Source organism: Fictibacillus enclensis (assembly GCF_030123385.1).
Classification (GTDB): Bacteria; Bacillota; Bacilli; order Bacillales; family Fictibacillaceae; genus Fictibacillus_C; species Fictibacillus_C enclensis.
Genome location: NZ_CP126109.1, coordinates 494,482 through 518,633 on the forward strand (window position 1 = coordinate 494,482; position 24,152 = coordinate 518,633).

The window sequence follows — 24,152 nt, forward strand, 5'->3', positions numbered from 1 at the left end:
ACAACTAACCACGGTTACGTTGTCTTTTTTGCTGTATCTTTGTTTAATTCCAATGCTATCAAAATGTACCTGATCCACAATGTTATAATGGCAACAACAAAGAGACTGTTCGTAAGGAAAGAAGGGATAACTATGAAAAAAGATCCGGAGAAGTTACTGGAGGAGTTAATTCAGTATGAAGTAAAAAGAGGAAATGCCATTTGGAAAGAGATTGAGGACACCGGTACGCTCGAAAAGGTGCTGAGTGCTTTAACGAAAGCGGAGCTGGACAGGATTCGTAAGTTCTATGATTTTAAAGGCTTAAGCTCTCTGAATAAAACAAAGCTTGCCCATGAACTCGCACAGCTGATTCCGGCTCATCTTGACGAAATGTTGTACAAGATGGATGAGGAGAGGTACAGTTTTCTAAAAAAATTGATTAATAGTGGCGGTTGGATTCCGGCAGCACCACCGTATGAGATTGATAAACTGACCTCGCTAAAGGAGCGCGGACTGGCTTTTCCGATCGAGGAAGATGGCGAAAGGTTTATTATTATGCCTGCCGAACTGATGGACCGTTTTCAAGAATTGGACGGAACAGAATTACAGGAGTGTATCCGAAGAAATACGGAATGGATCACCCTTACTCAAGGCATACTTTATTATTACGGTGTTATGGCGCATAAGGATGTTATCGACAGCCTACGGAAGCTTACAGGAAAAGAAGTGGAAGTGGATGACTACTTTGGGGTTTTGGGTGCTTCAGAGGATTATTATGGAGAACTTGAAATGACGTCCTTTGGAGTTAAGGACCTTGTGATAGAAGATGCTGATGAAGTGATAAAACTGCAAGAAATGCGTCCCGATCTTGATTTCTGTCCCTATACGAAACAGCAACTGTTGAAGGCGGGAGTGCCTGAATATATAGAGCGGACACCTGCAATGAACGATATGAAGCGGTTTATACAATACAATTATGATATCCCGTCCGATGAAGCAGATGTTATTCTTGGAGATCTGAGCGATGAGATTAAAAGTGGCGGCAGCCTGAACGATATCATTCATTTTATCCAAGGGGAATTCGAATTTCCGAATAAAATAGCTTTTCAGGAGATGGCTGATAAAGCTGTGAACCTATACAACACGACTCCTCAGTGGGCCCTAAAGGGGAATTCTCCTGCAGGACTGCGAAGGGGCCATGAAACATCCGATGCTGCTGCGGATGTAAATTATGGCTCAAATGTGATCCCATTTCGTGCCCCTGACAAAACAGGCCGAAATGAACCTTGTCCGTGCGGGAGCGGGAAAAAGTATAAGAAGTGCTGCGGGAAATGAATTATAGATCATAAGCAGAAAGCATTCGAAAGCAAATATGCAACTGCGTTTATGGTGATTTGATTCGCACTCTAAATATCGTTAAACTAGCTCTATAAGTATAATGGAGCAGGTGCGGAAGATGAATGCTAGGCAAAAGGAACTACTTAAGGTATTGCTCATTGAACATGATGGAGTCCTCCATATTAAGGATTTAGCGGAACAATTGTCGTGTTCAGAGAAAACGGTACGGAACGATCTGGACAAAATCGAAGAGTATTTACGTGCTGAATATGCTGATTCTCGTCTGATACGGAAGCCAGGCTTAGGCATTGCGATTGAGAGTACAGAGGAAGACCGTGCTGCATTGTTAAGCACACTCCTGTCGGCGGAATCGAAAACGAATGAAGAGCGGTTGTTTGAGATCGCTTATGCTTTGTTAATGAGTGAAAAGGCGATGACTCTGCAGTATTTTGCTGATCGCTATTATGTCCCAAAAGCGGCGGTAAAAAAAGATCTGGAAATCATTACGGACTGGCTGCAGCGTTATGAACTGGAACTCGTTTCGAGACCCAGGATTGGCCATGTTATAGAAGGAACCGAATTGAAGAAACGAAATGCGCTTGCCCACTTGTCACAGCTTGATTCGTCGAAACAGGATGGGAAGAACGCGGTGCTCGATCTGTTTCTGCCTTATGAAATCATGTTGGTCAGAAAAGCGCTCCAAAGCATGAGCTCCAAGTTTTCCTTTGCTTTTACAGATGAAACGATGGAAAGCCTGCTGGTTCATGCCTTGATTATGATCAAACGGACACGGCAGAGATCGCGCGTTTTTGTTCATGAAACGGAAATGGAAGAGACGGCTGGCCAGCGGGAATATGAGTATACGAGCTATTTATTTGATCTGCTGAAGAATGAATTCGGCTTGTCTTTTCCGGAAGAGGAACGGGTGTATTTTACATGGCACCTTATGAGCAGTAAACGGTTGGAAGAGGGAAGCGACCAAGATCTGCAAGTGAATTCTGCAGCTTCAAATCTGGCTGCATCCTTGACTGCAAAGATGGAGAGGTTGACTTCTTATCACTTTGAGAATGATGACATCCTCATGAATGGCCTTGCTCTTCATCTGCATTCAGTGCTGAATCGCCTCAGCTTCGGTTTCCCGATTACCAATCCCCTGCTTGCGAATATTAAAAAGATGTATCCTTATATGTTTCATATGGTCATGCTTGCGCTCGAGGAGATGAAGGAGCCTTTTGACGTTGAGGTTCCGGAGGACGAGGCTGCTTATCTTGTACTTCACTTCCAGGCCGCGGTCCAAAGGCTGGAGCAGAAAAGCGAAACGAAGAAAAGGGTCATCATTGTCTGCCATATGGGGATTGGCATGTCGCATCTGCTGGAGGCAAAAATAGAGCAGCAGTATCAGGACATCGAAGTGCTTGCCTGTGTGGGCAAAGGTGAGCTGGACAACTATTTAAATAAGGAGCAGCCTGATTTTATTATTTCGACCATTCCACTTGAAAAAATAGCAGTGAAGCACATTGTTGTTTCGCCGCTGTTTGGGCAGGAGGACAAGAAAAAGGTAAGCCAATTTGTTAAAGAGCTAGAAACTAATAAAACAGACCATCCAGGCCCTTCCGCCTTTTCTCCTTTCTTGCATGAGGATCTTGTATTTTTTAATGTACGAAAAGAACACCGATATGAGATGGTAGAATCCATGGCACGGGCTCTTTACAAACACGAGTATGTGAGCAAGGAATATATTCATAGCGCGGTGAACAGAGAGCGGAAATCGGCTACCGCTATTGGCGGGGGAGTGGCCATCCCCCACGGAAACCCGGAAACGGTTAAGCAATCAGTGCTTGCCGTAGCTGTTCTTGACAAGCCAATGGAATGGGGAAACGAACAGGTATCGCTCATCTTTATGCTGGCTATAGCCAAAAAAGATCATGGAGCCATCCGCGGAATCATGGGGGAGATCGCTTCATTAAGCGAGAACCCGATTGCTGTCTATGCGCTATCAGGAGCAAGAGATTATCAGGAGTTTGTCGGAATACTTGAAAGCGGAAAGTAAAGTAAAAGGCAGTATGTGCTTACAGCATGTTCTGCTTTTTTTTACTCAATCCTCTCTTTTTACCACAAGCTGCGGTAAAAATTGAAGAGATTAACCTGAAATGTAAGCGTTATTATATAGGTAAGCGATTACATTAAACAGGAGGAAACAGCATGGGGAAAATTTTAGCGATTACAGCTTGCCCGGTTGGAATTGCCCATACGTATATGGCCGCCGAAAATCTTCAAAAGGCGGGCGCAGCGCTGGGTGTTGATATAAAAGTAGAAACACAAGGTTCGATCGGGGTAGAAAATGCTTTGACTGAACAAGATATTGCCGAAGCGGACGGCATTATTATCGCCGCGGACAAAGAGGTGCCGAAAGACCGTTTTGCGGGAAAACGTGTCTTGATCACGGGTGTCCAAGATGGCATTCGCAAACCGGAAGAGCTCATCAAGCGCGTCAAGAGCGGGGATGTACCGGTTTATAAAGCGGGATCTGCTTCCAATCAGAGTTCGAAAAAGAGTACGTCCAAAGAAAACCAAATTTATAAGCATCTGATGAACGGGGTCTCGTACATGATTCCTTTCATTGTTGTCGGGGGATTATTGATCGCTATTGCTTTGACACTTGGCGGGGAGCAGACACCTGGCGGAATCAAGGTTCCAGACGGGACCATCTGGAAGCAGATTGAAAGTCTTGGCGGCACTGCCTTCATGTTTATGGTTCCCATTCTATCCGGCTTTATTGCCGTAAGTATTGCCGATCGGCCGGGATTGGTTCCAGGTATGATCGGTGGTTATATCGCAGCTACGGGAAGCTTTTATGGAAGTGATGCTGGAGCAGGATTCATCGGTGGAATTATTGCGGGATTTCTCGCTGGATATGTAGCTCTTGGAATTAAGAAAATCAAGGTGCCAAAAGCCGTTCAGCCCGTGATGCCTATCATTTTTATTCCGATATTATCAAGTGCCATTGTCGGCTTGCTATTCATATATGTTATCGGAAAGCCTGTTGCGGGTGTGTTCGAAGCCTTAACGAGCTGGCTTGCAGGTATGCAAGGCGGAAGTTCCATCGTATTAGCGATGATCTTGGGTGCGATGATTGCCGTGGATATGGGCGGTCCGTTCAACAAGGTGGCGTTCTTGTTCGGATCAGCCATGATTGGAGAAGGTAACTACGAGATTATGGGGCCAATTGCTGCTGCCATCTGTATTCCACCAATTGGACTTGGAGTGGCAACGTTTATCAGCAAGCGTAAATTTTCGCAAATGGAAAGAGAAACAGGAAAAGCATCCTTTACGATGGGGCTCTTCGGGATTACAGAAGGAGCCATACCATTCGCGGCACAAGATCCGCTGCGCGTCATTCCGAGTATCGTTGTCGGTTCGATGACAGGTTCCGTTATTGCCATGATGTCTGGAGTAGGAGACAAGGTGGCGCACGGCGGACCGATTGTCGCTGTACTCGGTGCAGTTGACAATGTAGCGATGTTCTTTGTGGCTGTGGTTGTTGGTGTCGCGGTAACAGCATTATTGGTAACGCTATTGAAGAAGAATGTAGAAGGTACAACGCTTAAAGCCGGTGCAGAGACGGTTGCTCAGCCTGCAGTTTCACCTGTAAGCAAGGAGAAATTGGAAGAGGTTGCTGCCGAAGAAATTCGCCAACTCACCGATATTACCACCCTCGAATTGATTGAGACAGATCTATCAGGCAGCACACGAGACGATGTCATTGATGAGTTGATTGCGAAGCTTGATGGAGCGGGGATTCTATCCTCGAAAGAAACGTATAGACAAGCGATTCTCAAACGAGAAGAACAAAGCTCAACAGGACTTGGAATGAACATTGCAATCCCTCACGGAAAAACCAATGCGGTCACTCGGCCAGCAGTAGCCTTCGGGATTAAGCGGGACGGAGTAGACTGGAACAGCCTGGACGGGACGGATGCAAAATTGATCTTTATGATCGCTGTGCCTGAACATGCAGCCGGTGATGCACATTTAAAGATCCTGCAAATGCTGTCACGAAAACTAATGGATGACGGATTTAGAGAGGATCTCATTAAGGTAACCTCCAAGGAAGAGGCATTCAAGCTGCTTGGAACAATACACTAAATCTGTTTAAACGGTTGTTTAACCCCTCCCGGTCAAAAGATGGGAGGGGTTATTTTTATTGATATCTAACCCTTTTAATTTCCTGAATGGATTGAAGGGCTTTAAATTACCCCCTTTGGGGAAAGGGACATTCATAAGGCCGATGACAATCTATCCACAAACAGAAACTAGTATTCTCTTTATCGTATTTAATAGGAAAATATAAGGTTCCCGCCGAATAAGTTCTTGATTGATTTCTTTTAGAAACAAGGAGGGTATTATGGGAAAAGTGGTTCATTTCGAAGTTCATGTAAGTGACATGGAACAGGCGAAGAAGTTTTATGGAGAGGTGTTCGGCTGGACGTTCGAGGATTGGAGCGAATACGCGGGAATGCCTTACTTTGGAGCGACGACAGGCAACAGTGATGAAATGGGGATTAATGGTGCGTTAATGCAGCGGCAAGGCCCCCCGCCAGAGCCGAATCAGGCGTTGAATGGGTCTGTTTGTACGATGGGAATAGCGGATTACGATTCTACCGAAGCGAAGATTCTGGAGAATGGCGGTAGGGTGGCCTTGCCTAAATATGCCCTTCCAGGAATGGCGTGGCAAGGATACTACCTTGATCCTGAAGGGAATATCTTTGGTATTCATCAACCAGATCAAAACGCAAAGTAAAATTATAAAGAATACGTAAAAGGAGTTCAGTAAGTTGAACTCCTTTTGTTTATTTATTCAGCATCACTCTGAAAAATTCTTCAACAAACCGGTCATAGTGAAGCTTTATGGCGATGCGGGTTTTTCCTTTTTGGCTTTTGGGCCTCAAATCGATATACGATAACCCTTTTCCTTCTACGGTTCCATCAATGACCTTGGCATCGTAATAGATAAAATCAACAATGGAGGGATTGGCCACAACCATGACGGTAAGCAAGTCGTGTATAGGAGCGCCTTGAATGCCGGGCACCAACTTTTTGTAGGCCTCAAAATAATATTCAAATATTGGGGACAGCAAAAATTCATACGGTGAGTCTGCCTCCTGGATGATTCGTTTAATCATGGATTCGGTAATTATAGCGTATTTTGTGACATTCAGAGGAGTAATCGTTAAATTGTGGCAGAATTTTAGAAGGTAATTGCTTGAAGTGGGGTCCCCATAAAAATTCGCTTCAGCCAGTGCAGTGACATTGCCTGGAACAAAAAAGGCCCCGCCCATGAGGTAAAAAGCACCCGCCTTTTTTATTTCCTGATTAAATAAAATAAATGCAGTAGCCAAACTGGTGGATCGCCCGGTATCCACAATAATAAGGTCTTTGCCATACTGATTGAGCAGATAGCGGATCATATCAAAAGGATAAATCTGATACTGCATATCACTAGGCGGGTGGATGGGACCGATGCCCTCTTTGCCATGAATCTCGGGATAGTAGGTCACTTCTTCCTGCTGAACCGGATTGGCTGCACCCGGAATAATGGGGATATTCTTATGGCCGGCCAACTGAATTAAATAGTAGGCGTTTGCCGTTGCCGTTTCTTTTGTCACGTTCCCGTAGCTGGTGACAATCCCGACAAGCTCAAGATCAGGATGCAAAAGGCTATAAATAATGGCCAGCGAATCATCAATTCCCGGGTCACAGAAAAAAAGAATCTTTTTCTTCATAATGTGCCTCCCCAGCATAGTCATCCCATTTTATGCTGACGTTTATGTTATATTCCAATAATATGGAAAAAGTGGTATGATGAAGCGAACGGAGTAGTTCAATAACTAATGGACAGGAAGATAGTATTGAAAGAAGAAGGAATAATATTAACGGTCTCAGTGGCTTTGATTTCATTGGGGATTTACCTATGGAGAAAAGGAAACGCACGGGAATCATTCTGGCAGGCCTTTATTGAAACAGTGGGGGACATTGTTTTGTTCGAACTTCCCATCCTTACAACTTTTAGAGCCTGGTCTGTCTTTCTGTGGTTTGCAGGGCTTGTGCTGTTCATACTATTTATTTTAATGACCGTAAGTAAACTTATTTATACATAACGGGAATATATACAATGAAGAACACGACTTTTATGATAGAGGTCGTGTTTCTTCATTATGGATGCTCCAACACAAACTGCTTAAATTTCTGCGTGGCAGGAGAAACATATCTGCCTTCCACCCAGGCAATTCCGATGGTCCGCTGACAGTGCGGGTTTTGAATGGGGATCTTTGCGATCTTGCTTTGATCGGTTCCTTTTAAGTTAGGTAGAATGGAGATGCCAAGACCTGCAGCAACCAGTGCGGCAGCGGTGTCCGCCTCTTCGCCTTCAAAGGTAATGTTCGGTGTGAGGCCGGCTTCCTTAAACAACTGCTCGACCGTGATCCGCAGGGAAAATCCTTCTTTTAAGTGGATAAATGATTCATCCGCGATCTGTTCCAACGTGATGGATTCATGATTGGCATATTTGTGGTCTTTCGGCACGATAACATACAGTTCCTCATCCCAGAGCGGCTTCCATACGATCGGTGATTTGCTTTCCATGGAGGCGATGAGGCAAAGGTCGAATTCTCCTGCCAGCAGCTTGGCAATGAGCTGATGTGAAGGACCTTGTCCGAGCCGGAAATTTACCTTTGGGTAGGATTGGCGAAAAGCGGAAAGCAGGTCGGGAATACGGCCGGTGCTTAACGTATGTAAAAATCCGATGGAGACTTCACCCTGGTTGGGATCAAGCAGATCCTGAATTTCCTGTTTTCCTTCTTCAAATTCTCTCATGATATTTTCCACACGTTGTAAAAAGAGCTGGCCGTATTTATTCAGACGGATGGATCGCCCCTGACGTTCAAATAAAGGCACCCCGATTTCCTTTTCGAACCGGGTAATCGAACGGCTGAGAGCGGGCTGGGTAATCGATAACGCTTCTGAAGCACGGGTTACGTGCTGCATCTGTGCCAGTGTTTTAAAATATTCAAATTGCTGCCATTCCATGGACCGCACCACATTTCTTCTGGTTTTTCTATTACATATATGCATGAAAGACATGATTATAATGAATTATACAACATAAGATGGCGGTGGTACTATAGATATATGAAAAATATAGATTCTAAGGGATGATGGAGATGCAACAAGATGAATGTCCTGCTAATGGGATGATGACACAATGAGCTACATTCAAAAAGGAACACCGCTTTTTCGAAAAACCAGTATGGCGTTCTTTGCCGCTGGTTTTAATACATTTGCGATACTTTATTGCGTACAACCGTTAATGCCCGAATTCTCTAAGGAGTTCAGCATTTCACCGACAACCGCAAGTCTGTCACTTTCGGTAACCACGATCGTATTAGCTATAAGCATGCTTATTTTCGGTTCGTTGTCGGAAGTATGGGGACGAAAACCGATCATGGTCATTTCCATGCTTGCGGCTTCTGTGTTTTGTATTCTTACCGCTTTTAGTCCTAATTTTCACTTTCTCTTGATTTTACGAACACTGGAAGGAATCGCTTTGGCCGGATTGCCTTCCATTGCCATGGCGTATCTTGGGGAAGAGATTGAACCGAGGAGCCTTGGGGCAGCAATGGGGCTTTATATTTGCGGTAACTCCATCGGAGCGGTTTTCGGCCGGGTCTATTCTGGTTTGATGAGCGATTTCTTTGGCTGGCATGTAGCGATAGCAGGAATCGGCATCATCAGTTTAGTTGCCACTCTTATTTTCTGGAAGAGTCTCCCCGCATCACAAAACTTTAATGCCCGCAAGCTGCAGGTTGGAAAGCTGGGGAAATCCATGGTTGACCATTTGAAAGATCCCGGATTAGTTTGCCTGTTCTTTATGGGATTTTTACTATTGGGAAGCAATGTGGCGCTGTTTAACTATATCGCCTACGTATTGCTCGGCAAGCCGTATTCGCTCAGCCAAACGATTGTAGGCTGGATCTTTTTGATCATGATCATCGGAATGTTCAGTTCCGTCTGGACAGGAAAATGGGTAGACCGTCATGGAAGGCAGCGAATACTCTTCATCAATTTAGTTCTTGCGTTGGTCGGTGTGGCGATGACACTGGACTCTCACTTGCTCGTTAAAGTTTTGGGACTTGGATTCTTTACGTACGGTTTCTTTGGCAGCCATGCCATCGCCAGCAGCTGGGTCGGACAGCGAGCGACTCATGATAGAGCACAAGCCTCATCACTCTATCTGTTTCTTTACTACACCGGCTCAAGCGTAGGGGGAACACTCGCCGGATTCTTCTGGAGCGATTTTGGCTGGGGAGGCGTCATCAGCATGACCGCCGGCTTCCTTGTGATGGGTGTAATGCTTTGGGCTGCTGTCTCAAAAATTGCACAGAATGGAAAGAAAGTCAGACGCCATATCCGCAGCGAAAGCATGCAGCACTGACACCCGATGATTCGGGTGTTTTTTGTATTTTTTAAAGGATTTCTTTGATATAAGTTGAATCTAAAAATCAGTTATGTCTGTGAAAAAGGGAGGAAGATGAAGAGATAAATAACTTGTTAATGATGAATAACTAAGGGAGAGAGGAAAAGACGATGTTCGGTAAATTAGGCGAAGTGATGCTGTATGTCAATGACCAGGATCAAGCAGTGAAGTTTTGGACGGAAAAAGCAGGATTCACTGTCATCTCTGAGGGAGAAAGTGGTCCAATGAGATGGATTGCAATTGCTCCCAGTAAAGACTCAGAAACTACAATCGTTTTGTTCAACAAGGAAGTTGTAGCGAAAATGTCACCTGAGCTAAACCTCGGCACACCTTCCTTAATGTTCTTCACAGAAAATCTCGATGAATTATACAAGAACTTATCCAGCAAAAATGTGAAAGTCGGCGAAATTGTAGAAATGCCTTCGGGCAGGGTGTTTAACTTCTCGGATGATGAAGAGAATTATTTTGCGGTGATGGAAAACAATTAACTGTTGAATGACGAAGGCAGCTACTCCTTTGAAAGGAGGGTTGCCTTCTTTTATTTTTGGGAAATGGATTATTAAAGTTTAATTAACAATATTAATAGTATTCAGTATAATTAACACGACCAAAAACCGAAGTTAAAGGAAGTGTCTAAGTGTCAAATTATAATGTGAATAATAGCACCGTAGAATCGATAATCAGTTGGATAAAAAATAAAATGATTGCTATTCCTGAAATTCAAAGGCCATTTGTATGGGATGCAACTAAAGTAAGGGACTTATTAGATTCCCTTTATAAAAATTACCCAGTTGGTTATATTATTACTTGGCAAAATCCTGATACAAAATTAAAAGATGGATCTGTATCATCAGGTAAGAAAATATTAATAGATGGACAGCAGAGGATTACGGCTTTAACAGCTGCCATAACAGGTCAAGAAATAATAGATTCAAATTATAAAAAAAAGAGAATAAGAATTGCTTTTAATCCAATAGAAGAGAAATTTGAGGTTAGGAACCCTGCTATATTAAAAAATTCAAGATGGATACATGATATTTCTGAAGTCTTTTCTCCAGAATTTAATTTATTTACTTATATCAATGAGTACTGTGAGAGGAACCCTGAGATTAAACAGGATGAATTGAATCGTATTCTTCAAAAATTACAGCAGATAAAATACAGTAGTATCGGGATGATTGAGTTATCACACAATCTAGATATTGAAACAGTCACTGAAATTTTTATACGAATAAATTCAAAAGGCGTTGTTTTAAGCCAAGCTGATTTCGCCATGTCAAAAATTACGGTCAACGAATCTTATCAAGGACCAAATATACGCAAGACAATTGATTACTTTTGTCACCTGATAAAAAATCCTTCAGATTATGACAACATTAAAAATAATGACAGTGATTTTTCATCTTCGGCTAGCTTTAACAGAATTAAATGGGTTAAGGATTATAACTCATCGATTTATGAACCGAGTTATTCTGATTTATTAAGAGTGGCCTTCACATATAAATTTTTGCGAGGTAAAATTTCAAATTTAGTTAGTTTATTGTCTGGACGAGATTTTGAAACTAGAGAATATAAAGAGGAGATAACGGAGGCGTCTTTTTCCAAGCTGAACGATGGGGTATTACAATTTATCGATCAGACAAATTTCAAACGATTTATTATGATTGTTAAATCAGCCGGGATTATTTCCCCTAAGTTAATAAGATCAAAGAATGCAATAAATTTTGCATATACTTTATTTTTACTGTTAAGAGATAAAAATTTAGAAGGTAATAAAATTAATCATATTGTTCGAAAGTGGTTGGTTTTATCTATACTAACAGAACGGTATTCTGGATCTCCTGAAACAATGTTTGAATTTGATATTCGCAGGTTCAATATACATGGTAATCCAGAAAATTATTTAAACAATGTTGAAGAGGGTGAACTTTCGGAAGCTTATTGGACCAATATTTTAGTAAATAATTTAGATACATCTGTGACGAGTAGTCCTTATTTTAATCTGTATGTTATGTCACAGATTTATGGGAACGATAATGCCTTTTTATCTAAGTCTGTAAAGGTTAGTCATCTAATTGAAGAGCGAGGAGATATACATCATATATTTCCAAAAAAATATTTGCAGAAATGTGGTATTAAAAACAGAGGTAAGTATAATCAAATTGCAAATTATGTGTATACCGAACAAATTGTAAATTTAGCTATTAATCAAAAAGCACCTAATATATATATGGGACAAGTTCGCGAACAATGTGAATTAAATACGACTAGTAAAATAGGAGAAATAACAAACAAACAGGAATTAGAGATAAACCTAGAAGTGAATTGTATTCCAATTTCAATATTTACAATGGATTTTACCAATTTTGATGAATTCTTATTAATTCGTAGGCGCCTTATGGCACAAAAAATCCGCAACTATTACAAAAGTTTATAACTATATTTCAAAAAGGAGTAAGAGGCATTTATGTTCTCATACTCCTTTTTATTAATGAAAATGCACACTGTTCTCTTCCATCCAATAGGCTTCTCTAATATTAATCTGCCGGCGGATGTCCCGGATCACATCAATGGTCACATCGCCTTTTTCGTACAGATCCTGCACTTCATCGCGTTCCGCCTGGAAAGCCTGGATCTGAAGGTCTCGCTGCATGCGGGCGAAGTGAGTGGATTCATCACTTTTTTTAGCCAGGTTGTATTTGACAATTAACTGATTATATTCTCCCATGACATCGAGAAACAGGTGCCGGTTTTCAGGTGTCATGTGTGTTTTTAAATAGTGAATGGCAGCCTTGGCCATGTTCACCTTTAGGCCGACCAGCCGCTTTCTTCGCGTTCGGTTTTGTTTGCGCTGTTTGCTGTTCCTTGGCAGGAGTAGCTGCAACAGGGCAAACGCACTCCGCTTGAAAAGGATCCAAACAAACAGCCGGCGGTATTGTATGCGATTCGTTTGAGCAAGACGCCTTCGCTGCAGATGTTCCTCGACCAGAATGGCGGTATCCCGATCCACTTTCCCAGCTTTCTTCAAGTTCGTATAGTAAAGGCTTTCGGCTTCAATCGCCTTCATCCTGACCGCATTTTCCTGGCGTTCAATTTTTTCGGAACTTTTGGAACTGAACTCATTTCGCATATTGTTGTAGGTGCTGATGATGGATACGGCAGCTTCCCGGTTCTCCTCTGTCATGGAATTCTGAACGGAATGGATAGCGGCCTCGAATGTACGCAGTTTGGCCTTCCGTTCCATTTCATCTCTTAGCTCCTGGGCATTGGTGTTTTCGCTTTTTGCCAGGATCGGCAAGAAAATGCTTGCGAGGAACAAGGTCACCAGAATGACGCCGGCTGCGATGAAAATGATAAGCGAACGATCCGGAAAGGGGCCACCGCCCTCATTGACAAATGGAATGGTAAATGCACCAGCGAGAGTAACCGCACCACGCACTCCTGAGACTGTCAGGATGGCAATGGCTCTTTGGGATTTCATATGGGGCATTCCTTTTTCTTTCCATTTTCGCCAGGTGACCGAAATCCACAGAAAACGAAGCACCAGAAGAGCAACTGAGATGATCAGGATATACTGGGTAACCTGCCAATTATCAAACAACGGATTTTTGAAAATTTCATTGAGTACACCAGGGACCTGTAATCCGAGAATGACAAACACCAGACCGTTTAGAATATAAATGAGGACAGTCCATGTACTTCGTGAAACGATTTCAAGTGATCCGGCGGGAATTCGTTTGCGATCCTGGTGAATGGCATGCACAATTCCAGCGGCAACTACTGAAAGGATGCCGGAGAGGCCCAGATGTTCAGTCACGAAAAAAATAACAAATGGGGTCAAAAGCTGGATAAGCATATGAATCGTAACATCATCCATGCCAAGACGCCGAATAAAGGTTCGCAGTTGAATCACAATCAGGGCCAAAAGGGCACCGCCGAGAAAACCGCCAACTGAAATGATAAAGAAGCTTCCGCTTGCCTCTGTAATGGAAAAGGCGCCGGTTACGGTAGCAGCCACCGCAAATTTAAATGCGACCAATCCGGAGGCATCATTCATCAGCCCTTCGCCTTCAAGAACGTGCATGATTTGTTCTGGCATTTTTACCCGGCTGGAAATGGAACTGACGGCAACCACGTCCGTAGGCGAGAGGATCGCGGCAAGCGCAAAGGCTGCCGGCCAAGGAATGGACGGGATGAGCCAATGTATCAAACTGCCGATGGCAAATACGGTCATAAAGACAAGGCCAAGAGCAAGCAGAAGGATCGGTTTTCGAAGCTTCCATAATTCTTCTCTTGAAGCATGCCGTCCGTCATGGAAGAGAAGCGGCGCGATAAAGAGGATAAAAAACAGCTCCGGATTCATCGGGACTTTTATGCCCAGTGGCAGGACTGAAAGCGTCACGCCAAGCGCAATTTGGATCAGTGGAACAGGTATGTATGGAATAAAATGATTGATGAAACTGGCCAGGCCGATCAAGGCCAGCAGAACCAAAATAACGAGAAAAAATTCCATGCGCAACTCCTTTCCTCTACATTTTGTACCATAATAAAAGATTTAATTGTATTCATCTGCTTGATATGGAAAAAATTTTTCTTTTAAGAAATACCCATCAAAGCACTGCTGTAACCCATGGTTCGAATAATTGTTGCTTTGCAATGTAGATTTGTACTTTTTATAGACAGAACAGTTACATCTAATTCAATATTTTTACGTTTAATTTACAATAAATTCCTGATATCATTAAAAGAAATGATATTTTGGCGAAGGGTTTACATATTGAAGAGGATAAGCAGGGGGAGGGCTGATATTAATGGAATTTGAAGAATACTTAAAGCAGAAACACATGTTAAAAAAAGGTGAGAGAAAATTAAAGGATATTTCAGTTAAACAGTATTTAAATAGGTTAGAAAACATGCGGCGGAATGGGATCTATGTCGAAGAACAACAAATTGATTTTTCTTTGAAACAGAGAGTTCAAGACAGCTATCGGGATTGGAAAACTTATTTAAAGACGATTGATCACTATCTATCTTCAAAAAATTATTAATTGAGCCACTGTAGTAGAGTACATTATACAAATATCTTAAGGGGCGAAGAAAATGAGTAAATTCTTTATTCCTTCAAAGGGAGCTTTATCATGGCAAGAATTCCTTGCAGATCCTAAAAAGCAATGGAAGGAAAGATTTTCTGCATATGAATTAGCTAATTGTTGGGAAGAGGCTGAGAATTTCCCATTAAGTGTAGAAAGGATTTTAAAACAGAGTAAGTTGCCTTTGTTTAATGATGTAAGAATTTTGTATGGATTCCCAGAGTACAAAGTTGCTTTACCAGGAGGAAATAAAAGCTCACAAAACGATCTTTATGTCTTGGCAAAAACAAATAATGGGCTTTTACCCATTATAGTGGAAGGAAAAGTGTCTGAACCCTTTGGAGAAACTGTGGCATCTTGGCTGGGTGAAAACCCAAGTAGCGGCAAAGGAGAAAGATTGGAATACTTACTTAAGCTACTAGGTTTAGAGAAGGATGACATCCTGGATAAAAGATATCAATTAATACATAGAACCGCATCTGCTCTAATCGAAGCAAAGAATGTCATGGCTAACCATTCATTAATGCTCGTTCATTCATTTAGTCAGACGGGAAAATGGTTTGAAGACTATGCTGATTTTGTTCAACTTTTTAATCTATCTCCTCTAAAGGATGAGATTGTCGGACCAGTAAATTTAAGTGGAGTAAATTTATATTTTGGATGGGTTAATGAGAGGTTAGGAGTAAAATCAAAAGAGTACTTTTATAACCTGTTCAAAACAGAGAAAGCCAGAGTGCTGGCAAAAGAAATCGATAATTATATTTATAAAAAAAGTTCGTACAAAGACGAGGTTGAGGACTACCACGGTCGTTATAAAAATGGCATTCGAACAGATTGCATAGGTTATATAAGTAAGAAAGGTTCATATAAATTTGCAACCACAACTTTAGCTAGGAAAGTATGCTTTGTTCTTCATCTGGGAAAAAAGCTGCACACAGAAACAGCGAGGGTATTGCAGAGAGAGATTGATGAAATGCTTGGCCATGTATACGAAGAAACTGATCAAGTGAAACTAACTCCTGGTGAAGTGTACATTAGGTTAGAGTGGGTAGATTCTTTGAACCAAATAACTAGCTATATTGATAAAGCATATGAATTAAGATTGCAAAAGTAGTAATTAGATTGGCTGGTAACAATGAAATATAATCGATTAAAAAAGGCATCTGCTCAGATGCCTTTTTGATTTTGCCACTCCTCCTCCAAAATGGCGTAATAGTATTCATCCCACCAGCCGTCTCCATGAGGGATACACTTTTTGAAATAGCCTTCTCTTCGCATCCCGATCTTCTCCATCACCCGGTAGGACGCCGGGTTTTCAGGCTGGCATGTGGCGATAATTCGGTGAAGCTTTAAGGTTTTAAAACCATAATCCAAGACGGCTTGTGCGGCTTCGGAAGCATACCCCTTATTGTGGTACGCCGGATTGAACACCCAGCCGATTTCGTAGGTATGATTGCCAAAGTATTTGTGAAATACCATATGGCCGATTAATTGATTCTCGTCCCGCAGCACCACTGCATATTTCTCAGGAAGGTCTCCGCTATTTTCTTTAATAAATGCTTTGGCGTCGTCTTCTGTAAAAATACCTTCAGGAATGTATTCCATCACTGCAGGATTGGATGTATATTCATGTAAGGACGGCCAATCGGTTTCCTCCAATTTTCGTATAATAAGTTGCTGTGTCTCAATGTGCATAGAGTATCTCCTATTAAGATTTGCATTCAAGCATGAATAGAGTAAATTTAATTATTTAATAAAAAAATTAAAGGTAAATAAGCCTTATGAATAATATTTTTTAAACGAACTATTTTGGTTCTTTTAAGATTTCTTCAAGAGGTATGTTGGTTGAATTTATATCTTTGTTAAATGAAGTTTTAAATATTAATTCAACAGTTCTCCTCCACTCCTCTCTAATGTTATTCCAATCTCCTTTCCACGTCTGCTGTATAAAGGTATACGCTTTAGATGGCTTTTCATAAGAAGGAGGATTATACCCTAATACGTCCTCAATACATTCATTTAATGTGAACACTCTTTCAGGAAATCCGATAGAATTTAAAATAGGTTCATTAAATATTTCAGCTCTTTCTGTACCAAGATCTCGATCGTGTAAAATGTATGGAACTATCCCTGCAGCACTTAGGTATTTTACTAAAGAAACTATTGATGCTTTACCCCTAGCTTTAATAATTTGCCAATTGTGTAGTATGTCATCTCTTATTTTATCAGGCATTAAAGAAATGGTTTCTCTTAATACTATGTCTTCTGTATCTCCTTCAACAATTAATACGTTCTTAGAAAAAAATGCCCTTGATATGTAATCATCCATTTTTAACAACATTTTTACATAATCCTTATCGTCACCTTGCAACTTCTTGAAAGCCAGGGATGTGTTAAATGGATTACAAATTATTTTATCAACCTCAATATGCTTGTCTTTGATTTTTATATTAGTTTTTTCAATGAGTAGGTTATTTAGCGTTTGTGCCGGTTTTTTGCTAAGGTCTATCATGTATGGGGAATGTGTCGTGCATACGATTTGATTGAAATTGTAACTTGCAAGTTCATAAATTGTACTTCTCATTTGATTAGCAGCGTTCGGATGTAGATAGATTTCAGGCTCTTCAAAGCCAATAATTAAAGGGCGTACATTCTCTTCAGTTCCTATCTTTTTGTTTTCCCGCATAGTTCTATATCTTAATAATGCAAAAACAGCTGACCTTATTACACCAGTTCCTTGTAAATTTACAGATGTTAAAACATTGCTTTGCATACTAATTTTAAAGTTGGGCTTTATCGTTTTATCTGCGTCAGAAAGCTTTGTCTCTGCTCTTATTCCTATGTCAGGGAAAATGTTTCCTAAAACATTGTTTAAATCATTCATCATCTTTCCAAATTCACTCTTTGAATCTGCGGGATCTAGTTCTGCAGCTAATAAGTTTAAGTACTCTTGAGCTTTGGTAAAATAGCTCGAATTGTCTCTCACGTCTTTAAATAATTCATTTAAAGTATCATATAGGGCTCCAGAAGTGCCTGAAAGATCAGATGCTCTGTCTTGTGCTGGTATTAGTAAAAACTTAGGTAGTTTTTGTAATACTATAGCTGGTATTCCACCGGGATTATCAAACCAAATTTCTTCGCTCTCATCAATGTCGTTTACTTCTTCTGATTGATGTAATAGTGTAAGTTGCCTAACAGTTAGTTTTTTATTATTATTTTCCTCATTCGGTAGTAGATTCTTTATCAGCTCAATTGGTAAGCCTTTTTCAATAAAGTCGTTTATGGTATTACAATCAGAAAAAATGGATTTTATTTTCTTTCTATATTCACGCATTTGAACTCTATAATTTACATTTGGTTCAAAAATTTTTCTGTAGAGAATTTTATATCCAGTTTGTCCTTGCTCATTAGTAGAATATTTTAATACTCTTCCTTTAAATCCTTTCCAGTTTAATGCTTCAGGCGGAACATTTCTAAACTCCGCTGTGAGTGTGACTTGATTACATATTCTTTCATTCTGTGTTTCATCATCTGAAAGCTTATGGCAAAACTCATCCTCTGGAATTTTCTTTTCATCATTTAATAACACCTTTAAAGCATGCAAAATGGAACTTTTTCCTTTGTTATTTTCTCCTATTAAAAAAGTCGCATCTGAAAATAAAACTGTTGTATCAATGTGTCTTCTATAACCTTCTATTCTTATAGAGTATAAATCCAATTCTGAATCCCCCTCAAAAGTTGTTAGTATAACAGTTCAAGATATGGATTAAATCCCCTTCTGAGAGTGTTAAAATAGTTAGGTAAGATATACATATGAACTAAAACTCTAAAATTGAGGTGGATAAATGTATAGACTGAATCCTGTTACGAACCAGCTTGAAGAAGAATCAGGATTAAAAGAAAGTAGAAAGTGGATTGGAGACCATAATGTTTGTATAAAGCCGGGACGAGACAAGAATAAGAACCATTGGGAATTAAGTAAATATTTCTGAAAGAAAGGTTGATAACCATGATAAAACTCAGATCATTCGAAACAGCCGATATCAAGGAACTTCACCGCTGGTCCAATGATTCCCGGTCCATCTTAATGGTGGGCAGAACACCGCTGACGTATGAACAGGTCCTCCAGGAAGTAGAAGGGAAGCGAAGGAATAACGATTTATTGCTGGGGATTGAAAATGAAGAACAGCAGCTGGTCGGATGGGTATTTCTGAAAGATATCGATCATGGCCATGGGCGCGCGAGCATCGGAATCCTTCTCGCTCCTGAAGCCAGAGGGAAGGGCTATGGGAAAATTGCCATGGAGCAGATGATTGATGTTGGCTTTAAACAGCTGCGTTTGAACAAAATCTACTTAACAACGAGAGGAACCAATGAACAAGCGATTGGACTCTATAAAAAAATTGGTTTTACAATAGAGGGAAAACTGAGGCAGCACGCTTATGTGGACGGTCAATACCTCGATACGTACTTTATGGGAATCCTGGCTTCTGAATGGGGTAAGCAAGGGTAAGGAAAGCGGTTTCAAAAAACTTCTTGCATTTTCTATTTTCTCATGCTAGATTATATCCAAGAACAAAAATCTAAACGTTTACATTAATTGTTCAGAACAGACTCAGGGATTTCAGGCATAAATCTATTTTTTTGTAAGAAAATCTAAACGTTTACATTTTAGGAGTTTTGTCCAATGGAAGGGAAAGCAAACATTCAGGATGTGGCTAAACGGGCGAATGTATCGATTGCGACAGTCTCCCGGGTCATCAATAACCAGGGCGGCGTGCGCAAGCAGACGGAGGAGCGGATCCTGAAAGCCATTCAGGAGCTCGGCTATATCCGTAATGCCGCAGCACGTACGATGAAAAGCAAGGATACGAAGACGATCGGTGTCATTGTGCCAGACATCAACAACCCGTTTTTTCCATCCGTAATGGCCGGAATTGAACAGAAGGCCCGGGAAACAGGATACTTCGCGATTCTGAGCAGCACGAACGAATCACCGGTGGTCGAGCAGGAGATTCTGAAGAATTTCATCGAGCGGGGAGTGGACGGGGTCATCATCACGACAGCCAACGAAAATGGCGATCACCTGAAGCAGGTTCATGAGCAGGGCATTCCGATGGTCGCGGTCGACCGGAGCATTCAGTACTATGACGTGGATACGGTGCTCGTCGATAACGTAAAGGGCTCTTATCAGGCCGTTCAGCACATGATTTTGCAGGGGCATGAGAAGATTGCGATTATCTGCGGACCGCAGAATACCACACCGGGTCGTGAGCGTTTTATCGGCTACAAAAAAGCGCTCGAGGATTACAACCTGAAGCTGGACGAGCGCTACATTTTTCAGGGAGACTTTGGTGAGCGCAGCGGGTATCAGGGGGCACACCAGCTGTATTCACTGGACGACCGTCCGACGGCCATTTTTTCATCCAACAACTTGATGACCATCGGGTGTGTGAAGGCGATTGGCGATCTGGACTGGAAGCTCGGGGAGGAAATTTCGTTTTTCGGGTTTGATGACGTGGACATTGCGACCTTCTTGAACCCAAAGCTCAGCGTGGTTTCACGGCCCATGCACGCGTTAGGGGAGCTTGCCTTTCAGCTGCTGCATGAACGGATCCAGTTTAAAGATCCGGTGCCGAAGCGCGAGTACAAGCTGTCTCCGGAGCTCATCATCCGGGAATCCTGCCGGCTGCGCTATCCGAAGAATTCACCTGACGGACAATCTCTTAAAAAGTAAACAAGGTACAGAACTGGTCATTCTGTACCTCTTCTGGAACGCGATATGTAAGCGCTTTACTACTAATCTATTTAAAAAAAGGGGATGTACACATGAAGAACAGCAACCTGATTCAGCTGCCTGATGGCTATTTGAACAAAACACCAATTTTTCAATTTATCCTGGTCTCATTGCTTTTTCCATTATGGGCCGTGGCGGCGAGTCTGAACGACATTCTGATTGCGCAATTTAAACATGTGTTTGAACTCAGCGATTTCGCAAGCGCTTTCGTGCAAAGTGCGTTTTACGGCGGCTACTTTGTTGTTGCGATTCCGGCCTCGATGGTCATTAAGAAAATGAGCTACAAGTTTGCGATCATGACAGGGCTTCTGTTTTATATCGTGGGCTGCTCGTTGTTTTACCCGGCGTCACACATGGGGACGTACACGATGTTCCTGTTCGCGATTTTTGCCATTGCGATTGGCCTGAGCTTTCTCGAAACAGCGGCCAACACCTACAGCTCAATGATTGGACCGAAAAAATACGGCATTCTTCGTTTGAACATTTCCCAGACGTTTTATCCACTGGGATCCATCGCGGGTATCCTGCTAGGAAAATATCTTGTGTTCCAAGAGGGGGCAAGCCTGGAGTCACAAATGGCCAAAATGTCACCGGCAGAAGCTCAGGCGTTTGGATTGAAAATGCTTCAGCATACCCTTCAGCCTTATAAGTACATCATATTTGTTCTGATCGCCATGTTTATTCTGTTTGCGATTACGAAGTTTCCGATTTGTAAGCCGGTGACCAACCGTGCTAAAGGAGGAGAAAAAGCTCCGGGAATCGGTCAGACGCTCAAGTATTTGGCGGGCAACAAACGATTCAAAAAAGGAATTGCAGCTCAGTTTTTATATGTGGGCATGCAGGTTACGGTCTGGTCGTTCACCATCCGTCTTGCGCTTGATTTGAACCCGGACTTTAACGAACGTACGGCCTCTAACTTTATGGTGTACAGCTTTATCGCCTTTTTCGTTGGGAAATTCATTGCGAACTTCCTGATGACACGCTTCTCTCCGTCCAAGATTCTGTTCAGCTATGCCATCATCGGATCCGCGTTATTGGCGTATGTCGTGCTCGTACCGAACATGACGGCGGTTTATGCAGCAATTGGAGTAAGCATGCTGTTTGGTCCTTGCTGGCCGACGATTTATGCTGAAACGCTTGAAGTGGTCGATAAGAAGTACACCGAAACTGCTGGTGCAATCCTTGTTATGGCGATTGTCGGCGGTGCGGTAATTCCGGCTCTGCAAGGCTATGCGTCGGACGCGTTCGGCTCCATGCAAACGGCATTCCTGGTTTCCATGGCTTGCTTCGTCTATGTCGGCATCTACTTCTATGGCGAAATGAAAAAGTCTGTGGTGAGAAAAACAGACAAAACGATCGAGTTGGCACAATAAACCATTAAACCTTGACAGGCAGCCTTTTCCTGGCTGCCTTGATGAGGTTAATCAGCAGGAAAGGGATGCTTAGACATGAGTGGAATCATTGAACTTCAGCGGGGATTTTTTAAAGAAAACAAAAAAGTGATCTATCGTGACGATGAGTTTACGGTAAGCCTGTTCCGCTATCCGTCGGGAGTGGAAGCCATCGAGCTGACAAACTCGCGTGGTGTAATGGTCGTGCTGCCGTATATGGGACAGATCATCTGGGACCTTGCGTTTGATGGCATCGATCTGAAGATGAAAAATATGTTTTCGCAGCCAAAGAACGTGCGAGAGATCGTGGATACGTACGGATGCTTTTCGTTTCATTCAGGGTTAATTGCCAATGGCTGTCCGGGACCGGAGGATGATCACGAGCTGCACGGGGAAATGGCATGTGCCGAAATGGACCGTGCATGGCTTGAAATTAATCACCAGGGAATCAAGGTTGGCGGCGAAACCGAATATGTAAAAGGATTCGGCCATCACTATTTGGCATCACCGAGTGTTAAAATGGGCAGAGGAGAATCATTCATCGAGATCGGAATGACGGTGAAAAACCTCTCCTGTGGCGAGATGCCCCTGCAGTACATGTGTCATACCAACTATGCATATGTGGAAAATGGGGTTATGAAGCAAAGCATTCCAGATGACGCATTCGTACTTCGGGAATCGATTCCAGCCCATGTGAAGCCGACGGAACAATGGCTCGGATATAACAAAAAGCTGTTGAGCGGGGAAGAAACGCTCAATGTACTGAACCAGCCGGACATGTATGATCCGGAGATTGTCTTTTTTGCTGACCGACTGGATCAATACGGGGAAGAAGTGGAATTTGAAATGCAATCCCCCGACGGCACGGCCTTTTTCACGAGATTTTCAACAGCCGAGCTTAACTATGCCACACGCTGGCTTCTGTACAACAGCGATCAGCAGGTAGGAGCTTTCGTGCTCCCAGCCACCTGCCGGCCGGAAGGGTTTAAAGCGGCAGAAAAGGCAGGAACTCAGATCAAGCTTGGTGCAGGAGAGGAACGTTCCTTTACCGTCGTTACCGGAAAGAAATAGGGAGGAAGAACAATGGATATTGCAGTGATTGGATCCAACATGGTGGATTTGATTTCGTATATTGATAAAATGCCAAAAGAAGGAGAAACACTGGAAGCGCCGGACTTTGAAATCGGCTGCGGAGGAAAAGGGTGCAACCAGGCGGTAGCCGCGGCCAAGCTCGGTTCCGGCGTCATGATGGTGACAAAAGTCGGGGATGATTTGTTTGCCGACAACACGATCAATAACCTCGAGAAGTATGGCATCGATACGGAATATACCGTTAAAGTGCCCGGTACGTCCAGCGGCGTTGCGCCAATCTTTGTCGATCCGGATTCCAAGAACCGGATCTTGATCATTAAAGGAGCGAATAAGCATCTTTTACCGGAGGATGTGGACGGTGCAGCAGAAAAGCTGAAACAGTGCTCACTGATCGTTTTGCAGCTGGAGGTGCCGCTGCCAACCGTTTACCGTGCGATTGAATTTGGAAACGAGCATGGCATCCCGGTAATCCTGAACCCGGCACCGGCATCCAAGGAACTGGACTTTGAGTATGTGTGCAAAAGCGACTTTTTCGTTCCGAACGAAAGCGAGCTGGAGATTTTAACGGATTTGCCGGTGCAAACCGACGAACAGATTCGCACGGCGGCCATGACGTTGGTGGAGCGCGGAGTAAAGAACGTCATCGTAACGATGGGCAGCCGTGGTGTGATGTGGGTAACGAAGGATGATGTCCAAACCGTATCCTCCCATAAAGTGGACGCGATTGATACCACAGGTGCAGGTGACGCCTTCATCGGCTGCTTCTCCCACTACTACGTCAAAACAGGAGATGTACTTGAGGCGATGAAAAAGGCCACTGCCTTTGCTGCGCTCAGTGTGACGAAGCGGGGGACGCAGACTTCGTATCCGGAATTGGATGAAGTGGAAGAGTTTTTAAAAGAAAAAGTTTAATATTTATTTTTTCAGGGTGA

General features: G+C 42.6%; 21 protein-coding genes. 16 read left to right on the top strand and 5 right to left on the bottom strand.

Translation table 11 applies throughout. The annotated features are described in order from the left end of the window. Nucleotides 1-132 precede the first annotated feature (132 nt). From QNH15_RS02695 to QNH15_RS02710, 4 genes are all read left to right on the top strand, one after another. On the top strand, nucleotides 133-1,314 hold the full coding sequence (locus QNH15_RS02695) for a YecA family protein (RefSeq protein WP_283892378.1): 1,182 nt from the start codon (nucleotides 133-135) through the stop codon (nucleotides 1,312-1,314). 121 nt (nucleotides 1,315-1,435) lie between these two features. Beyond that, on the top strand, nucleotides 1,436-3,367 hold the full coding sequence (locus QNH15_RS02700) for a BglG family transcription antiterminator (protein ID WP_283892380.1): 1,932 nt from the start codon (nucleotides 1,436-1,438) through the stop codon (nucleotides 3,365-3,367). A gap of 152 nt (nucleotides 3,368-3,519) precedes the next feature. Beyond that, nucleotides 3,520-5,463, top strand: coding sequence for a PTS fructose transporter subunit IIABC (locus QNH15_RS02705; RefSeq protein ID WP_283892382.1), 1,944 nt, complete (start codon nucleotides 3,520-3,522; stop codon nucleotides 5,461-5,463). Nucleotides 5,464-5,722: 259 nt separating this feature from the next. Continuing rightward, entirely contained in the window at nucleotides 5,723-6,118 is a 396-nt protein-coding gene (locus QNH15_RS02710) for a VOC family protein (RefSeq protein ID WP_283892384.1), read from the top strand. 49 nt (nucleotides 6,119-6,167) lie between these two features. Here the strand turns inward: QNH15_RS02710 and QNH15_RS02715 are convergent, their stop codons facing one another. After that, nucleotides 6,168-7,100 (bottom strand): nucleoside hydrolase, encoded by a 933-nt coding sequence (locus QNH15_RS02715; protein ID WP_283892386.1) that lies wholly within the window; start codon nucleotides 7,098-7,100, stop codon nucleotides 6,168-6,170. 126 nt (nucleotides 7,101-7,226) lie between these two features. Here QNH15_RS02715 and QNH15_RS02720 point away from each other — a divergent pair, with 126 nt between their 5' ends. Then, on the top strand, nucleotides 7,227-7,475 hold the full coding sequence (locus QNH15_RS02720) for a hypothetical protein (protein WP_283892388.1): 249 nt from the start codon (nucleotides 7,227-7,229) through the stop codon (nucleotides 7,473-7,475). Between the two features lie 55 nt (nucleotides 7,476-7,530). On the opposite strand, the gene QNH15_RS02725 is transcribed toward QNH15_RS02720, so the two are convergent. Continuing rightward, a complete protein-coding gene (locus QNH15_RS02725) occupies nucleotides 7,531-8,403 on the bottom strand; it encodes a LysR family transcriptional regulator (RefSeq protein ID WP_283892390.1) in 873 nt (290 codons plus the stop codon). Between the two features lie 175 nt (nucleotides 8,404-8,578). Here QNH15_RS02725 and QNH15_RS02730 point away from each other — a divergent pair, with 175 nt between their 5' ends. From QNH15_RS02730 to QNH15_RS02740, 3 genes are all read left to right on the top strand, one after another. After that, nucleotides 8,579-9,808: an MFS transporter gene (locus tag QNH15_RS02730; RefSeq protein WP_283892392.1), complete on the top strand. Its 1,230-nt coding sequence runs from the start codon at nucleotides 8,579-8,581 to the stop codon at nucleotides 9,806-9,808. 152 nt (nucleotides 9,809-9,960) lie between these two features. Continuing rightward, nucleotides 9,961-10,338 (top strand): VOC family protein, encoded by a 378-nt coding sequence (locus QNH15_RS02735; RefSeq protein WP_283892394.1) that lies wholly within the window; start codon nucleotides 9,961-9,963, stop codon nucleotides 10,336-10,338. Nucleotides 10,339-10,487: 149 nt separating this feature from the next. Continuing rightward, nucleotides 10,488-12,287, top strand: a complete 1,800-nt coding sequence (locus QNH15_RS02740; protein WP_283892395.1) for a GmrSD restriction endonuclease domain-containing protein — start codon at nucleotides 10,488-10,490, stop codon at nucleotides 12,285-12,287. A gap of 51 nt (nucleotides 12,288-12,338) precedes the next feature. Here the strand turns inward: QNH15_RS02740 and QNH15_RS02745 are convergent, their stop codons facing one another. Then, nucleotides 12,339-14,363, bottom strand: a complete 2,025-nt coding sequence (locus tag QNH15_RS02745) for a Na+/H+ antiporter (protein ID WP_283892397.1) — start codon at nucleotides 14,361-14,363, stop codon at nucleotides 12,339-12,341. A gap of 298 nt (nucleotides 14,364-14,661) precedes the next feature. Here QNH15_RS02745 and QNH15_RS02750 point away from each other — a divergent pair, with 298 nt between their 5' ends. Both QNH15_RS02750 and QNH15_RS02755 read left to right on the top strand, forming a co-directional pair. Further along, entirely contained in the window at nucleotides 14,662-14,898 is a 237-nt protein-coding gene (locus QNH15_RS02750; protein ID WP_283892398.1) for a hypothetical protein, read from the top strand. Nucleotides 14,899-14,950: 52 nt separating this feature from the next. After that, nucleotides 14,951-16,054, top strand: a complete 1,104-nt coding sequence (locus QNH15_RS02755; RefSeq protein WP_283892399.1) for a DUF6946 family protein — start codon at nucleotides 14,951-14,953, stop codon at nucleotides 16,052-16,054. Between the two features lie 53 nt (nucleotides 16,055-16,107). Here QNH15_RS02755 and QNH15_RS02760 read toward each other — a convergent pair whose 3' ends face one another. Continuing rightward, complete coding sequence (locus tag QNH15_RS02760; RefSeq protein ID WP_283892400.1) at nucleotides 16,108-16,635, bottom strand: GNAT family N-acetyltransferase; 528 nt, start codon at nucleotides 16,633-16,635, stop codon at nucleotides 16,108-16,110. Between the two features lie 109 nt (nucleotides 16,636-16,744). Beyond that, nucleotides 16,745-18,658 (bottom strand): AAA family ATPase, encoded by a 1,914-nt coding sequence (locus QNH15_RS02765; RefSeq protein ID WP_283892401.1) that lies wholly within the window; start codon nucleotides 18,656-18,658, stop codon nucleotides 16,745-16,747. Between the two features lie 127 nt (nucleotides 18,659-18,785). Between QNH15_RS02765 and QNH15_RS02770 the strand changes: the two genes are divergently transcribed. The 6 genes from QNH15_RS02770 (at nucleotide 18,786) to rbsK (ending at nucleotide 24,132) form a co-directional block, all read left to right on the top strand. Then, nucleotides 18,786-18,932: a hypothetical protein gene (locus QNH15_RS02770; protein ID WP_283892402.1), complete on the top strand. Its 147-nt coding sequence runs from the start codon at nucleotides 18,786-18,788 to the stop codon at nucleotides 18,930-18,932. A gap of 17 nt (nucleotides 18,933-18,949) precedes the next feature. Beyond that, nucleotides 18,950-19,453, top strand: a complete 504-nt coding sequence (locus QNH15_RS02775) for a GNAT family N-acetyltransferase (protein WP_283892403.1) — start codon at nucleotides 18,950-18,952, stop codon at nucleotides 19,451-19,453. Between the two features lie 174 nt (nucleotides 19,454-19,627). Next, nucleotides 19,628-20,677, top strand: a complete 1,050-nt coding sequence (locus QNH15_RS02780) for a LacI family DNA-binding transcriptional regulator (protein ID WP_283892404.1) — start codon at nucleotides 19,628-19,630, stop codon at nucleotides 20,675-20,677. Between the two features lie 92 nt (nucleotides 20,678-20,769). After that, nucleotides 20,770-22,110, top strand: a complete 1,341-nt coding sequence (gene fucP / locus QNH15_RS02785) for an L-fucose:H+ symporter permease (protein ID WP_283892405.1) — start codon at nucleotides 20,770-20,772, stop codon at nucleotides 22,108-22,110. A 75-nt stretch (nucleotides 22,111-22,185) separates the two neighbouring features. Continuing rightward, the gene (locus QNH15_RS02790) at nucleotides 22,186-23,199 is read left to right on the top strand and encodes an aldose 1-epimerase family protein (protein ID WP_283892406.1); all 1,014 of its coding nucleotides are present in this window, start codon (nucleotides 22,186-22,188) and stop codon (nucleotides 23,197-23,199) included. Between the two features lie 12 nt (nucleotides 23,200-23,211). After that, entirely contained in the window at nucleotides 23,212-24,132 is a 921-nt protein-coding gene (rbsK, locus tag QNH15_RS02795) for a ribokinase (protein WP_283892407.1), read from the top strand. Nucleotides 24,133-24,152: the final 20 nt, after the last annotated feature.